General features: G+C 66.6%; 13 protein-coding genes. 9 read left to right on the top strand and 4 right to left on the bottom strand.

Going from position 1 to position 14,842, the window contains the following annotated elements; translation table 11 throughout:
* Positions 1 to 140: 140 nt before the first annotated feature.
* From U5A65_RS08670 to U5A65_RS08680, 3 genes are read left to right on the top strand one after another with little or no spacing between them, the layout of a single operon-like run.
* Positions 141 to 569: a TOBE domain-containing protein gene (locus U5A65_RS08670; RefSeq protein WP_321911755.1), complete on the top strand. Its 429-nt coding sequence runs from the start codon at positions 141 to 143 to the stop codon at positions 567 to 569.
* 28 nt (positions 570 to 597) lie between these two features.
* On the top strand, positions 598 to 1,200 hold the full coding sequence (locus U5A65_RS08675; protein WP_321911756.1) for a nitrogen fixation protein NifQ: 603 nt from the start codon (positions 598 to 600) through the stop codon (positions 1,198 to 1,200).
* Positions 1,201 to 1,247: 47 nt separating this feature from the next.
* Positions 1,248 to 1,661 (top strand): winged helix-turn-helix domain-containing protein, encoded by a 414-nt coding sequence (locus U5A65_RS08680; protein WP_415764439.1) that lies wholly within the window; start codon positions 1,248 to 1,250, stop codon positions 1,659 to 1,661.
* Between the two features lie 42 nt (positions 1,662 to 1,703).
* Here the strand turns inward: U5A65_RS08680 and U5A65_RS08685 are convergent, their stop codons facing one another.
* Positions 1,704 to 3,023, bottom strand: a complete 1,320-nt coding sequence (locus U5A65_RS08685; RefSeq protein ID WP_321934173.1) for a DUF2325 domain-containing protein — start codon at positions 3,021 to 3,023, stop codon at positions 1,704 to 1,706.
* 152 nt (positions 3,024 to 3,175) lie between these two features.
* Positions 3,176 to 3,811 carry a hypothetical protein gene (locus U5A65_RS08690; protein ID WP_321946026.1) on the bottom strand — a complete coding sequence of 212 codons (636 nt, stop codon included), beginning with the start codon at positions 3,809 to 3,811 and terminating at the stop codon, positions 3,176 to 3,178.
* A gap of 189 nt (positions 3,812 to 4,000) precedes the next feature.
* Here U5A65_RS08690 and U5A65_RS08695 point away from each other — a divergent pair, with 189 nt between their 5' ends.
* The 6 genes from U5A65_RS08695 (at position 4,001) to U5A65_RS08720 (ending at position 10,797) form a co-directional block, all read left to right on the top strand.
* Positions 4,001 to 5,269 carry an MFS transporter gene (locus U5A65_RS08695; protein WP_321911762.1) on the top strand — a complete coding sequence of 423 codons (1,269 nt, stop codon included), beginning with the start codon at positions 4,001 to 4,003 and terminating at the stop codon, positions 5,267 to 5,269.
* Between the two features lie 166 nt (positions 5,270 to 5,435).
* The gene (locus U5A65_RS08700; protein ID WP_321934006.1) at positions 5,436 to 5,912 is read left to right on the top strand and encodes a zinc-finger-containing protein; all 477 of its coding nucleotides are present in this window, start codon (positions 5,436 to 5,438) and stop codon (positions 5,910 to 5,912) included.
* 223 nt (positions 5,913 to 6,135) lie between these two features.
* Positions 6,136 to 6,534 carry a hypothetical protein gene (locus tag U5A65_RS08705; RefSeq protein ID WP_321911764.1) on the top strand — a complete coding sequence of 133 codons (399 nt, stop codon included), beginning with the start codon at positions 6,136 to 6,138 and terminating at the stop codon, positions 6,532 to 6,534.
* Between the two features lie 786 nt (positions 6,535 to 7,320).
* Entirely contained in the window at positions 7,321 to 7,491 is a 171-nt protein-coding gene (locus U5A65_RS08710; protein WP_321911765.1) for a hypothetical protein, read from the top strand.
* Between the two features lie 208 nt (positions 7,492 to 7,699).
* Complete coding sequence (locus tag U5A65_RS08715; protein ID WP_321946027.1) at positions 7,700 to 9,448, top strand: ABC transporter permease subunit; 1,749 nt, start codon at positions 7,700 to 7,702, stop codon at positions 9,446 to 9,448.
* A gap of 14 nt (positions 9,449 to 9,462) precedes the next feature.
* Positions 9,463 to 10,797 carry a nitrate/sulfonate/bicarbonate ABC transporter ATP-binding protein gene (locus U5A65_RS08720; RefSeq protein ID WP_321914467.1) on the top strand — a complete coding sequence of 445 codons (1,335 nt, stop codon included), beginning with the start codon at positions 9,463 to 9,465 and terminating at the stop codon, positions 10,795 to 10,797.
* 78 nt (positions 10,798 to 10,875) lie between these two features.
* Here U5A65_RS08720 and U5A65_RS08725 read toward each other — a convergent pair whose 3' ends face one another.
* Together U5A65_RS08725 and U5A65_RS08730 are read right to left on the bottom strand one after the other, a co-directional pair.
* A complete protein-coding gene (locus U5A65_RS08725; protein ID WP_321914466.1) occupies positions 10,876 to 11,277 on the bottom strand; it encodes an FKBP-type peptidyl-prolyl cis-trans isomerase in 402 nt (133 codons plus the stop codon).
* A gap of 301 nt (positions 11,278 to 11,578) precedes the next feature.
* Positions 11,579 to 14,470: a mechanosensitive ion channel family protein gene (locus tag U5A65_RS08730; protein WP_321946028.1), complete on the bottom strand. Its 2,892-nt coding sequence runs from the start codon at positions 14,468 to 14,470 to the stop codon at positions 11,579 to 11,581.
* Positions 14,471 to 14,842: the final 372 nt, after the last annotated feature.

Here is a 14,842-nt window from a genome sequence, read left to right on the forward strand (position 1 = left end):
TACGATGGACTGCTGTGATCATGTGTTTATCCAAATGGCTATTTTGGCGATCCATGCCTGTGCGCGTCACACTGACACGGCTAAACTGAGGGTCCAGTTCTTTTCCCGGTTCAATGTCCTGTTCAATTGTGGAGGCCCTCATGCGTACCAGCGCCCGTAATCATTTCTCCGGCCAGATCAGCGCGGTCAAGGCCGGCGCCGTCAACGACGAAGTCACGCTGCAGGCCGACGGCGGCCTCGAGATCGTCGCGATCATCACGCATGGCAGCGCCGCTTCGCTGGGTCTTGCCGCCGGCAAGCCGGCCTTCGCACTCGTGAAGGCATCGTCGGTGATCCTGATGGTCGACGGCGATACGAGCAAGGTGTCCACGCGCAATGTCGTCGCCGGTACGGTTTCGTCGGTCACGAAGGGCGCGGTGAATGCGGAAGTCGTGCTCGCGGCCCCGGGCGGCGCGCAAATCGCAGCCATCGTGACGAACGACAGCGTCGATCGTCTCGGCCTCGCGGCGGGCAAGCAGGCTGCGGCGCTCTTCAAGGCATCGAGTGTGATCGTCGGTGTAGACGGTTGATGCGCGGCTGCAATCGCACGTGAGCGCGATGAGTGACGAATCCGCTGCGCCGCCGCCGTCGCGCGATTTCGATGCACTGGCCGCGGCGCGCTGTGACGCCCTGACGGGTGCGCCAGCGGCGTCGCGTACGCCGGATGCCTGGCTCTTCGCGCGGCTCGTTGCGGCGCGCGAGGTGCGCGGCGAATTGCCGTTGCTTGGGTTATCACGCGCGCAGATCGAGGCGCTCGGCGCACGGCATTTCGTGTGTACGGTGACGAATGATGCGCTGCACGCGCACGCTGTGACAGAGGCGTCGCATGCTGCATTCGCCACGGCAATGCATGCCTTTCTCGTTGCGCTTGCCGCGCCGCAAGCCAACCCCGACGATGTGCGTTGCCTCGCTGCAATCATTGCCCATGCGTGTCTGCGGCCCGATCATCTTTGGCGCGATCTTGGCCTGCGTGGCCGCGATGACGTGACGCGCATGCTGGAGCGCTTTTTCCCCGAAGTCGTGGCGCGCAACGTGGAAGGCTTGCGCTGGAAGAAACTGCTGGCGCGCGAACTCGCGCGGGCATCGGGCACCACGCCAGGTCCTGCGCCTGGCTGCCCCGGCTGCGAGGACTTCGGTTTCTGCTTTCCCGCCGGGCGTTAGCCGTCCAGGGGAGCGGCGCGCGGCACGCATCGTGTATGCTTGCGCGCATGACCAAGTCCCCCAACGATCAACCGCGTACCGACGCCCCCGCGACCGCACAGGCGCAGAAACCGGGTGAACCCGAGGTGCGTTTTCGTATGCGCATCATTCAGGACGGCACGATCGCGCTCGGGCCGGGCAAGGTGTCGCTGCTCGAAGCCGTTCGCGAGCATGGCTCGATCTCGGCTGCGGCGCGCAGCATGAACATGTCGTACCGGCGCGCGTGGCTGTTGATGGACGAACTCAACCGCGCGCTGGAGTCGCCAGCCACGGTTTCGGAGCATGGCGGGCAGAGCGGCGGTGGCAGCATGCTCACGCCGGTCGGCGAAGAAATCGTTCGCCTGTATCGCAGCATCGAGGCGCGCGCCGCAACGGTTTGCGAGTCCGAGATCGAATCACTCGTCAAACTCATCAAAAGCTGAGTTGGCGTAACGCGGCGGCGCACTGCCGCCAGCGTCAGGCGCTTAGCCGTGGCGCAAGCAGAAACGCGAGACGGGCACCGCGGTGAGCGTGGGCGTTGCGTTCGCATGCAGCCGCACCATCAACTCGACGAAGCTGGCAAGGCTTGCCGTGCGCAGCGGGTGCCACGTTACCTGATGCCGTTCGCACACGCGCTTGAGCGTGCTCATTGAATCGTGGTCGATGCAGTCCACGGGAAACACCGCCAGATCCGCGTTCGCAAGCGCCGCTGCGAGCAGCCCCTTGCGATCCTCCACGCCGCCGTCGTGCACCGTCAGTTCGCCTCCCGCCGACTCCACCCAGCGCCTGAGCGCGTGATTCGAACCGGGCCTGCCACCCACGTAGACGATGCGGCGGCCCCTGAGCGCATTCTCGGGAAGCGCGTGTTGGGCCTGTGGGTCTTCGTGCGCTTGCGTTGTCTGCTCCATGGCGTGGACCTCGGCGCGCAAGGCGTCGATCAGCGCATGGGCTTCGTCGAGTTGCGCGCGCAGTGTGTGGAGCGCGGCGGCGTCCGCATTCGCGCGCTGCTCGGCGATTTCGCGGCGGCTCGTATGCAGCGCGACCCGCGCGTCGCGTGCCGCGAGCGCTTCCTGCAGCGCTTCGAGCTGCGCCTGCTGCGGCGTTGTCTCGCGCTGCGCCGCCAGTTGCGCGGTTTGTGCATCGAGGGCATGGCGTGCCACATCGCGTTCACGGCTCATCTCATGCAGACGCGCCTGCTGGCGCTCGATCCTGGCCTGTAGTTCGGCGTTCTCGGCTTCCAGCGCCACGAGGCGGCGCAAGTCGGCGCGATTGGCGGCGCCAACCAGGTGCGAGAGCATGTGCAACTCGCCGAACGCGGCCTGGCGCACTTCCATCGTCGTGGCCGGATGTGTCATCAGCGCCCAGTACGCAGGCGGGATGTCGCCGTTCGCGAGCGATTCATTCCAGAGCGTGAGCACGGCCTGTGCGTCGCGCGCAGTGGCGAAACGGCGCAACGCGCCTGCATAGCGCGTGTCGAGCGCTTTTTGCAATGCCTTGGCGCCCGCGCCGCCTTCTATCGCCAGCTCGACCGCGGCATGGTGGATCTCGAGATCGCTCGCGTGCTGGGCGTCGAGCCGGGCGAATTTCGGGACGAGCTTGCGCAGCTCGTGCGTGCTCAGGCAGGTGCCGATGATGGAGCAGTGCAGATGGGCGTCGAGTTCGGCCAGGCGCGTGCGCTGCCGCGCGCGGGCGAGTTCGGCTTGCGAAGGGCCGCAGCAGTCTGCGCTTCCCAGGGCGCGCAGCGTGGTCTCTTCGGCAGGGGTGCCGCCCGGTGTGCGGGCGAGGCGGAACGGCGGTGCGTGCATGGTGACCTCTGATCCGGTGCGCGACACGGGGCTGTGCATGGGCGTACGCGGCGAGCGTGCCTCGACGCGGCCAGGCGCCTCCGGCTGCTCACGCCTTCAGCGCAATATACCATGGAATATAACGACTATCGGCTGTCGGCCGGGCGTGCGCTTCAGGCGGCAGGTTCGCGCACGAGCGCTGTCGCAACGGCGGTGACAGCGATGGCTTGGGCTTTGGCGGCAGAGCGGTCCGCCACCGCCTCGCATGCATGCGCTTCGGAACGCGCATTGGCCGCATTCGCGTGCTGCGCGAGGACATGTTCGACGCCGAGTCCGACGAAAGCCGCGTCGAGCCGCTCGAGTTCGGCCACGGTGCGGCGCAGCGCTTCGGTATCGAGACAGAATGCGTCGCTGAAAAGCGCATCGCGCGTCTTGTCGAGGCGCCGCGCGTCGCGAATGGCGCGCTTGAGTTCGCGCTGGCGGGCGAAGCGGGCAAGATCGATGCGCCGCGAGAGCGCGAGAAGGAGCGGCTGCAGCGAAGCGCCGACGTGCGCGGCGTGAGCGCTGCCGGCGCCAGGGCCGCCCGGACCGCCGTCGCCGCGCGCGAGCATGTGCTCGAAGCGCTCGATGCTGTTGCGCAGCCGCCGGAACGCGTCGATCACGTCGCGGATCAATTCCGCGCGCTCGTGCCCCGACGCGGGCCGCAGCGTGGTGATCGTGGCTGCGAAGCCGTCCGCGCCGGCTGGCGCGGGTGCGCCACGCGCCTGCGATATCGATGTTGCGCTTACGAGGCGCCGACTACTCGCCACTTGCGGCCTCCGTCTGCTGGATGTTCGTTCGTTGTATTCTATAGGATATAACGATTTAGAGACGCAGCGCATGAATCGCACGGCGTCATGTTTCTGTGGCTCCAAGCCGTATGAACTAGAATTGCCGTTTTGCGCCTCGCTTTTGCCTCGTTGCGCACGCACCCGTTTTTCGCTTTTTTCCGCTGTTCAATGACCACACCCTCTCCCGAGGCGGCGTCCGACGACCCGCCCAGTCTTTCGCGCAATCGCGGTTTCCAGCGCTTCTACGGCGCGCGCGTGCTGTCGTCGCTCGCGTTCCAGATGCTCGCCGTCGCCATGGGCTGGCACATCTACGCGCTCACGCATAGCGCGTTCGCGCTCGGTCTCGTCGGCCTCGCGCAGTTCCTGCCGATGTTCTGCCTCACACTCGTCGTCGGCCATGTGGCGGACCGCTACGACCGCAGACGCATCGCGTCCGTATGCCAGCTCATCGAATGCGCCGCCGCGCTGACCTTCGCGGCCGGCACGATCGGCGGCTGGCTGAGCGCGCCGCTCATTTACGTGCTCGCCGCGTGCGTGGGCGCCGCGCGCGCGTTCGAGTCGCCCGCCATTTCGTCCTTGCTCCCGGGCGTCGTGCCGCGCGCTCAACTTCCTAATGCGACCGCCTGGTCGACCTCGGCGAACCAGACCGCGAACATCGTCGGCCCGGCGCTGGGCGGGCTGCTGTACGGCATCGGCGCGACGCCGGCCTACGCGGCCTGCTCGCTCGCGTTCGCGGCGGCGGCCACGCTTTCGGGCACGATTCCGATGCGCGCAAAACCGCCCGCGCGCACGCCTGTCACGCTCGAATCGGTGTTCTCGGGCATCGCGTTCATCCGTTCGCAGCCCGTTATTCTCGGCGCGTTGTCGCTCGATCTGTTCGCGGTGCTGTTCGGCGGCGCGACGGCACTCTTGCCGGTGTTTGCGCGCGACATCCTGCACGCCGGGCCCATCGCGCTCGGGCTCTTGCGCTCGGCGACGGCCGCGGGCGCGCTGGCGGGCTCGATCTGGCTCGCGCACTTTCCGCTGCGGCGCCGGCCGGGCCTTGCGATGTTCGGCGGCGTGATCGTGTTCGGCTGCGCGACGATCGCCTTCGGGCTCTCGCACAACATCGTCGTGTCGCTCATGGCGCTGGCGGTGCTGGGCGCCTCGGACGTGGTGAGCGTGGTCGTGCGCACGTCGCTCGTGCAGTTGCGCACGCCCAACGAAACGCTCGGCCGCGTGAGCGCGGTCAATTCGCTCTTCATCGGCACATCGAACCAGCTTGGCGAGTTCGAATCGGGGCTCACGGCGGGCTGGTGGGGGGCGCAGCGCGCCGTCCTCGTGGGCGGCGTGGCGACGATCTGCGTTGCGCTGCTATGGATGCGGCTTTTTCCGGCCCTGCGCGACACGCGCTCGCTCGAACGCGAAGAAACACGCGCCACCGAGAGCGCGAACTAGGGCCTGTTCATACGCGCGCCGCGGGCTGCGGCGCGCCGTCCCGCCGATGCCGCGCGCCGGTGTTTGCCGTTATCCTTTCTCCGGGGCCCGCTCGCAGCGAGCCACCGTTTCGCTCATCCACCCGTCAAGTCATGCATTCATCGACCATCGCCCCGAGGAGCGCCGCATGCGCGTAGGCCGTCCCGTCAAGGCGCTGCCGCAGCCACTGTGCGATTACTGTGGCGCGAAAGCGGTGCTCGCGCGCTTTGCCGACGAAGCCTACCCGTACCGCGACGATCACGGCCCGCTGTGGGTCTGCACGCCCTGTGAGGCCTGGATTGGCGTGCCCGCGCGCAGCACGCGCAACGTGCCGCTCGGCCGGCTTGCCAACGCCGCCCTGCGCGACGCCAAGAGCCGTCTGCACGACGCGCTCGAACCGCTGGTGGCCGCGAAGATGCGGCGCGACAAGGTCAACGCCTTCGAAGCGCGCGGCAAGGCTATCCGCTGGCTGGGGGAGGAACTGGGTTTCGACCTGCCCAATCCGTCGATTCATCTCCTGACGCTCGAGCAGTGCGAGCAGGCCATCGCCCACATCGAGGCGTTCACGGCCGCGCGGCGCGGGCAGGCCGGCGGCGAGGTTGGGGGCGAGGGCAGCCCGCGCTAAAGCGCTGTCACCGCGGGGCCACGGTCAACGTGCCGTCCTTCCGCCAGCCGATGCGCGGCGCATGTCTGTCACTGATCGTTACATTCGATTTGCGCCTCGACGCTTAACCTTCGGCGCGGCGTGCCGTTATTGCACGGAACAGACTCTTACTTGCCCTTCCATGGCCAGGACCATCCCTTTTCCGCAGCGCTCGCAAGCCGGTCGCCCCCGACGCAGCAAGTCGATGCTGCTGCCGATCCCGCACGCGGTCGCCAACGAACTCGCACTGCAAGTGCATCTCGCGCTCGCTGCGATCCGCCGCGGCGGCACGGGCGACGACGCACGCGCCTTGCTCCATGCACACGTGCTCGCGCAATCGATTGCGGAGGCCGGATACGGCATTCTGGAACCGGAAAAGGTGCGCTCGGCCGATGCCGCGCTGATCGCCTGCTTCGAATGCGGCAACACGGGCGGCGGCTGGCAGCTGGACGAAGCGGGTTTCGAGGCGGTCGCGCAGCTCGTGGCGGTATACGACCGGCAGTTGCAAAGCGCGCCGCTGTGGGCGTTGACCGAGGCAAGCGAGCGGCTCGAGCGCATGGGCGCCGGTGAAACCAGCCAGCAGGCATTGCGCAAAAGCGCGTGACGTGGGCGCGGCGGGTATGCGCATTGCGGCCGGGTTGAGGCAGTAAGCAGTAGGGTAAAGTGAACGATCCCTGTTTTTGAGAGGCGAGCGGATCGACGCGATTGGCAGCCCAATGGATGGCGCAATTGACGCCGCGATTCGCGCCACCAGCCGGCGCTGTGGCGACATTGGCACGAGATTTGACGCCGGACGCGAATCGTGTTGACTTCGGACAGGTGGCGCGCCTAAAATTCGGCCGTCTTAACAAAAGGGGCTGACGCCTTGGACAGTAGCAGTTGTCGATCTTCGAACAGTTTCGCTGCCTGACCGGCAGGACGTCCGCGCTCCCTTTCTTTCAGCCGCCGTCTTGCCAGCCAGGCAGATGGTGCGCGTCTAGCAGTAAATCCTCGTGCACTCTTGATTAGCGTCGACCGACGCCGCAGCGACTCGAACGTATCGAGCGTCGCGGATGGCCGACATCGCGCCGTAAGCCCGCCCTGATCGATGCGCGCTTGCGGCACGGTTCGTTCGTTGCGCCCTCTTGCGCGACGCGCGGATCGACACATGCGCGCCTGCCAGGCGCTTCGCGTTCGGGCCGCCGGCTCGAGGCAAGCGCCCGAGGGCAGCCGCCGTGACGATAAGGAGTTCCGATGTCTGACAGTGACAGTTATCCGTTATGCCGCTTCCTTTTGAATTGCACTGAGGAAAGCGGGCAGACGCGAGCCGCCGCGCGCTGAAAGATTGCGCTCTGCCGGGTCTGCTGGCTTTCCTCCCCGATGCGTCCCCTGTGACGCCAGGAGAACCAGTATGAACTTCGGCCTTCTTTTGCCGCACCTGTCGCAACTGCAGCACACGCAGCACTCCCTCCATCCCGATGTGCTCGGCGCGCGTGAGCGCGCGAGCGCCCCGCCGCCCTGCCGGGAATCGCGACTCGCCGCGCGCTGGCGAGACCTGCGAGCGCGCGTGTTTCGGGTCTGAATCAGACGAGATGTACACGAACCCCCGCGCGTATGCCGAGCCGGCCCGGCCGGCCATACGCGCCGCGCGAGGGGTTCACGCAATAAACCCAACGCCGGTGCTTCGACATGAACCAGTTCAACCACACATTGCGAACGACCCGCCGCGCAGCGCGCGCCTGCGCCGGGGCGCTCGCGCCCACGCTTGTACTCGCTAACGGAGGCCGCTAATGGAGTTCAGCTTCAACCTGAACCGCACGGCCAACGCTTCGGCGTGGCGCGTGCTGCCGAACCGCTGGGACTTCGTGGCGTTCCCGCTGATGATCGGCCTGATCGCGATGGCGGCCGTGGGCTTTCACGAGACGATGGCGCCCATCGCCACGCTCAAGACCCAGGTCATCTCGCTCGATCCGGCCAACCTGCCCGAGTACGCCATGCGCACCACGCTGCGCATGCTCGCGGCCATGGTCGCCTCGCTGACCTTCACGCTCGTGTACGGCACGCTCGCGGCGAAGAGCCGCCGCGCGGGCCTGCTGCTCGTGCCGATTCTCGACATCCTGCAGTCGGTGCCGGTGCTCGGATACATCTCGTTCACGGTCACGTTCTTCCTCGCGCTCTTTCCCTCGCGCGTGCTCGGCGCCGAACTCGCGGCGATCTTTGCGATCTTCACGAGCCAGGCCTGGAACATGACCTTCAGCTTCTACCAGTCGCTGCGCACGGTGCCGCGCGATCTGGACGAGGTCTCGCGAGGTTTCCACCTCACGGGCTGGCAGCGTTTCTGGAAGCTCGAAGTGCCGTTCTCGATGCCGGGCCTCATCTGGAACATGATGATGTCGATGTCGGGCGGCTGGTTCTTCGTGGTGGCTTCCGAAGCGATCACGGTGGGCAACAACACGATCACGCTGCCGGGCGTTGGCGCGTATCTGGCCCAGGCGATCGCGGAAAAGAACCTGCACGCGGTGGGCTGGGTGATCCTCGCGATGATCGTGGTGATTCTCGCGTACGACCAGTTCCTGTTCCGCCCGCTGGTGGCCTGGGCCGACAAGTTCCGCATGGAGAACACGAGCTCGGGCGACGCGCCGGAGTCGTGGCTGCTCGACCTCATTCGCCGCACGCGCCTCATTCACCGCCTGCTCGTGCCGATGGGCTTCATGCTCGCCACGCTCGCGCGCATTCCGTTGCGCGTGCAACTGCCGAAGTCGCTGCCCGTCGTCACCACGATCAGCAAGCGCTCGCGTCTTGGCGACATCGTGTGGGCCGTGATCGTGATCGCGCTGACCGTGTTCGTGGTGTGGCACGTGGTGGCGTATGTGCGCACGGGCGTGACGCTCGATGAAGTCTGGCACGTGTTCGTGCTCGGGCTCATCACGCTCCTTCGCGTGATGCTGCTGATCGCCATCGCCTCGGTGATCTGGGTGCCGCTCGGTGTGCTGATCGGCCTGCGCCCGGCGCTCGCCGAGAAGGTCCAGCCGCTCGCGCAGTTCCTCGCGGCGTTCCCGGCCAATCTGCTGTTCCCGGTGTTCGTGATCGTCATCGTGCGCTTTCACCTGAACCCGGACATCTGGCTCTCGCCGCTCATCGTGCTCGGCACGCAGTGGTACATCCTCTTCAACGTGATCGCGGGCGCGAGCGCCTATCCGAACGATTACAAGGAAGCGGCCACGAACTTCCGCATTCGCGGCTGGCAATGGTGGAAGAAAGCCATGCTGCCGGGCATTTTCCCGTACTACATCACGGGCGCGATCACGGCTTCCGGCGGGGCATGGAACGCGAGCATCGTTTCCGAGTTCGTGCAGTGGGGCGACACGAAGGTCGTCGCGCACGGCCTTGGCTCCTACATCGCGCAAACGACCGCCGCTGGCGACTTCCCGAAAATCATTCTGGGCATCGCGATGATGTCCCTGTTCGTTACGCTGTTCAACCGCGTGCTCTGGCGTCCGCTGTACACGTACGCCGAGTCCCGGCTGCGCCTCGATTGAGATGGAGTGACATCATGCTGAATCCGAAAATCGTCTCATCCGACCTGCTGCCGATGCGGCCCGCTCCCGGCGAGGAAGTGCTCGCCGTCAAGCATGTTTCGCGCGGTTTCGCGAAGAAAGAGGACGAGCGCCTCGTGCTCGACGACGTGAACCTCACGCTGCGCGAGGGCGAGATCGTCGGCTTGCTGGGCCGTTCCGGCTCGGGCAAGTCCACGCTGCTGCGCATCATCTCCGGGCTCATCGAGCCGACCGAAGGCGAGGTGAACTGGCTCGGCAAGCCGCTCGAAGGGCCGGCCGAAGGCGTGTCGATGGTGTTCCAGACCTTCGCGCTGTTCCCGTGGCTCACCGTGCTGCAGAACGTGGAAGCGGGTCTGGAGGCGCAAGGCGTGGGCGCGCGCGAGCGCCGTGAGCGAGCGCTGGCAGCGATCGACCTGATCGGTCTGGACGGCTTCGAAAACGCCTACCCGCGTGAGCTTTCGGGCGGCATGCGTCAGCGCGTGGGTTTTGCGCGTGCGCTCGTGGTCGACCCGACGCTGCTGCTCATGGACGAGCCGTTCTCCGCGCTCGACGTGCTGACGGCCGAAACGCTGCGTACCGACCTGCTCGACCTGTGGACGCAAGGGCGCCTGCCGATCAAGTCGGTGCTGATCGTCACGCACAACATCGAGGAAGCGGTGTTCATGTGCGACCGCATTCTCGTGCTCTCGTCGAACCCGGGGCGCGTGTCGGCTGAAATCAAGGTGCCGTTCAAGCATCCGCGCAACCGGCTCGACCCTGCATTCCGCAAACTCGTTGACGACATCTACGCGAAGATGACCGCGCGCGAAGCCGCCGAGGCCACGCATCGCCGTCTCGAAGTGGGCAGCCGCTTGCCGGACGTGTCGACCAACATCATGGCCGGTCTGATCGAGACGCTGGCGGCCGCGCCGTATCACGGCCGCGCCGACATGCCGGAAATCGCGCGCTCGCTGCATCTGGAAGTGGACGACCTGTTCCCGATCGTGGAAATGCTGCAGCAGCTCGGCTTTGCCGACGTGCGCGAAGGCGATGTGCTGCTTACGCCGCCCGCCCGCGTGTTTGCGGAGATGGGCACGCAGGCGCGCAAGCTCATGTTCGCCGATCACCTGCTGCGCAACGTGCCGCTCGCGGCGCGCATCAAGAAGGTGCTCGACGAGCGGCCTGGCCATCGCGCGCCGCGCGTGCGCTTCGAGCAGGAGCTGGAGGACGTGCTTTCCGATGTCGCCGCCGAAGAAACGCTCGATACCGTGGTCGAATGGGCCCGTTATGGCGAGGTGTTTTCGTATAACGACCAGACTGAGATCTTCAGTCTCGAGGACGTCGAGGCATAAGGCCTGGCGCCTCGTAAAAAACAAAAACGGGCGGTTCAATGAACCGCCCGTTTTTTTTGCCTGCAGAATCGGCTGGCCTTATTGCTGCCCAATGCCGAGCAGTTCGATTTCGAACGTGAGGTCGCTGTTCGGCGGAATCGGGCCGACTGCGCGATCGCCATAAGCGGTCGCCGCCGGGCAGGTCAGCTTCGCCTTGCCGCCGACCTTCATCTTTTGCACGCCTTGCGTCCAGCAAGGAATCACGCGATTGAGCGGGAAGCTCGCCGGGCCGCCATGCTTGTCGGAGCTGTCGAATTCGGTGCCGTTCGCGAGCGTGCCGCGATAGTTCACGCGCACGACGTCGGTGGCGGCGGGTTGCGGACCGGTGCCTTGCTTGAGGTGTTCGACGACGACGCCCGACGGCAATTTGTCGATGGTGTTGGCGGCGAACGCGGTCGTTGCAACGGTGGCAGCGGCGACCAGGGCAATCAGTGATTTCATGAGAAGTCCTCGTTGAATGGCGCGTTGATTATATCGGGAGCCTCGTGTGGGCTCCGGTTCGTGGCCGGCGACTGAAAAGGTGAGCTTCTTCGGGACTCACCGCGCCGCGCGTGCGGCGCACCAAGTCACCGCGCGCAGACCCTTGATTAGACGGAGAACTTTACGCCGTCAGCGTTGCGTCGCGGCGCGGCTTGCATCGTATTGGTGAGCTTTTTCGGGAGCTTCGCGGTGCGAAACGAAGGGTGAGGCCGGCGCGTCAGAGTCGCGCACCGGCTACGAGGTCAGCACTTCAATTCGCGCATCAATTCGGCTTACCGCTCGACGACCCGTTACCGTCACCCGAAGCACCGGCGCGGCCAGTGCGCGGCTTGCCCCCTTGTGAAGCAGCTTGCGAAGCGCCGCGCGATTGTTGTGCCCGCGAGCGATCGACGTTGGCATCATCGCTGGCGTCATCGTGCTCGTCGCCGTACGTGCGCCCTTCGACATCGTCATCGTGCGACATGCCAACGAGGAAGCTGCGCTGCGGATTCGCCAGCTCGATGCCGCGCTCCGTGAAGCGCAGCAACACGCGCTTGTTGAACTCGCGCTGCACGCCCCAGCGCGCCGAGTCCTTGCACTGAATCTGCCCGGCGAGCGTCACGGCCGCGCCGTCCACCTGATCGACGCCCCAGTACGCGAAGTCGCTGAGAATGCCGTTCTTGAACGCGTCTTCCTGGCGGATCTCGGCGCCGATTTCCTTCAGCGTGTCGATCGCGCGCTGCAGATCCGCGCCATGCGCGATCTGCACCTTCACCGCCGCGTTGCCGATGCCGCGATTCGTGTTGTTCACGGTCGTGACCGAGCTGAACGGTACGGTGTAGAGCGAGCCGTCGCCGCCGCGCAGGCGCACGGTGCGGATCGAGAGAAACTCAACGGTGCCCGAAACGCCTGCCACCGTCACCCAGTCGCCCACCTGCATGGCGTTTTCCGTCAACAGGAAGATGCCGGTGATGAAGTCTTGCACGAGCTTTTGCGAGCCAAAGCCGAGCGCTACGCCGAAGATGCTCGCGCCCGCGATGAGCGGCGCGGTATTCACGCCGAGCTGCGAGAGCGCGGTCAGCCCGACGATGATGAGGATCGAAACGAACAGCGTAGTGCGGAACATCGGCAGGAGCGTGCGCAGACGCGCGGCGCGCACGAAGTCGCCGGCGTCGGTCCACGCATTCAGGCGACGTTCGGCCGCGCCGTTCGCGACCTCCCAGATCGCGACGGCGGCCACGATGGCGACGGCGATCGTGAGCAGCGCGGAGCCGAGCAGATGCCCGATGGGCGCGAGCGCGAGAATGCGTGCGGGGCGCACGCCCCAGGCGTCCAGCACCAGGTCGATCGTCACGAGCCAGATCGCGGCAATGACGATGCGCCGCAGCGCCGGATAGTAGCGGTAAGCGCGACGCTGGCCGAAGCTCATGTTGCCGATGTCTTCGCGCACGCCGAAGAGCCGGCTCAAAGCGCCCAGCACCACGATCGCACACATGCGTCCGGCGAGCATGATGATGAGCGAGAGTCCGCCCGAGCGCACCAGTGCGGCATAGCCGCCGCGCAAGTCGAGCGCCCAGACGAACCACAGCGCGACGACGACGAAGAGCGCCACGCCGACCCAGATGTCGGCGAACCACTGCAGGAACCACGCGTACGAACCGTGTTGCGCGGCGGCGTTGCGAATGGCATCGGCCACGGGGCGGCGCAGTTGCAGGATCATCACGGCGAGCGCGAGGTGGCCGATCAGCGTGACGAGCTTCACGAGCGCGACATGCGCGTCCTCGGTCATGCCGAGCGACACCGCGCCGCCAATTGCGCCGCCCACCCCGCCGATCACGACGAGGCGCACGAGCCAGCGCTGCGCGTAGGCGGCCCAGTCGTCGGGGAGCGGCACGAGGCGCAGCGCGGCCGCGTCGGGCGAGAACAGCAGCTTGCCGAATATGGCGACGATGCGGCAGATCACATAGGTATCGACGATATGGCCGACCGCTTCGGCAGGCGCGGCGTCATTGGGACCGAAGAACGAGAGCACGGCCGCGGCGCACAGGCCGAACGCGACCACGGGTACGGCTTCGAGCAGCATCACGAGCAACGCGCCCGGCAGACGCTGCAAAAGGCGCCAGTGATGCGCGCCACGCAGCGCGTGGTACGCCTCTTTCGCACGATCGGCGGCGGTTTTCGGCGAGGCGTTGGCGTTGTCCCCGGCTTGCGCCGCGACCACCGTGGCGCGCGCTGCCGCGTTGGCGCTCGCGTTCGCGTTGGGGCCGGCATTCGGATCGCTGTCCTGATTGTCCTTGCCATCGGCCGGTTGCATGCCGGCGGCTTCGCGCAGCGCTTCGTCCTGCGCCTCGGCGGCTTTCGTTTGCGCGGCAAGCGCAGCACGCGTGCCCGTCGCTTCGGGCGTTTGCGGCTGCGGCGTTGGAGTGCCGTCTTGCGCGAGGGCGGCCTCCTCGCGCTGTTTGGCTGCCTGATGCGCGGCAATGGCGCGCTCCGGCGTGGCGATGACGCGGCGCAGCAGCGTGGCGAGCGCGAGCGCGGGCACGAGCGTGAGCAGCAGCACACGCAGCAGGGCGAGCAGCAGTGCATGGCCTTGCGGCGTGTTCAGATGGTCCTGCCACCAGTTGCGCGTGGACCAGAGTCCCAGCAGTGTCGAGAACGTATGGTTCAGATGCTGGCCGGCCATGCGCGCGCCGTGCGCGGCGTTGTCGGCGATCTGCACGACGAGACCGTTGGTGCGCAGCGCACCAGCAAGCGGCGCGGAAGCAGGCGCGGCCGCCGATGCACCGGTGGCCGCGGCGGGCGCACTGGCCGGCGCGCTCGCCGAGGCGGGCACGGCCAGCGCACCGGCGGCGGCGATGGCGCGCAGCGTGTCTTCCATGTGGCCGCGCTGCACGGGATCGTCGAGAACCTTGAGGGCGGCTTGCGCCTGGGCAGGCGTGAGCGCAACGGGTGCGGCGGGGTTGTTTGTGTTGGCTTCGGGCGTGGGCGCGGCAGCCGGGGCGGGATGCGCCGGGCTCGTGCCGGGTTTGAGCGCTTCGGCAACGGCGGCTGGTGTCGCTGCCGATGCGGCAGACGCGCCGAGCGCGAGCATCAGACCGGATAAAACGGCGAGTACGGTGAAGAGGGCACGCGGGCGCGAAATGCGCGCGGACCGAAAGGCAAAAGAAAGGGACATCCTTGTCATTGGCATACAGGGCGCGACTGCGGCGACCCATCAGTGGCGGCAGATTGAAAAGACAGCGGGGACGAAACGCGCGGCAGGAAGCGCTTTGGCGTGGCGCACAGCTTGCCGTCGCCCGATTCGCCGGAACGTTCGACGCGCTGCCGCAATTTTGGTGCCCACTTGATGCGCGGGTGGGCCACATGGCGTTTGCGGAACCGCAAAAAAACGGCGCGGCGCGCGCAACGAGAGTGCTGACTATTGCGGGAGTATGCCTCTTTTACCTTACGAACGCGGATGAGGCGCGCACGCCGGACGCCGATAAAAGGGACGCTTCATCGGCTGATGGATGCCGCCGCCTCCGCGGGTTTTGATCAGTGGCGCGTG

It is taken from the genome of Paraburkholderia sp. J10-1 (assembly GCF_905220165.1).
Classification (GTDB): Bacteria; Pseudomonadota; Gammaproteobacteria; order Burkholderiales; family Burkholderiaceae; genus Paraburkholderia.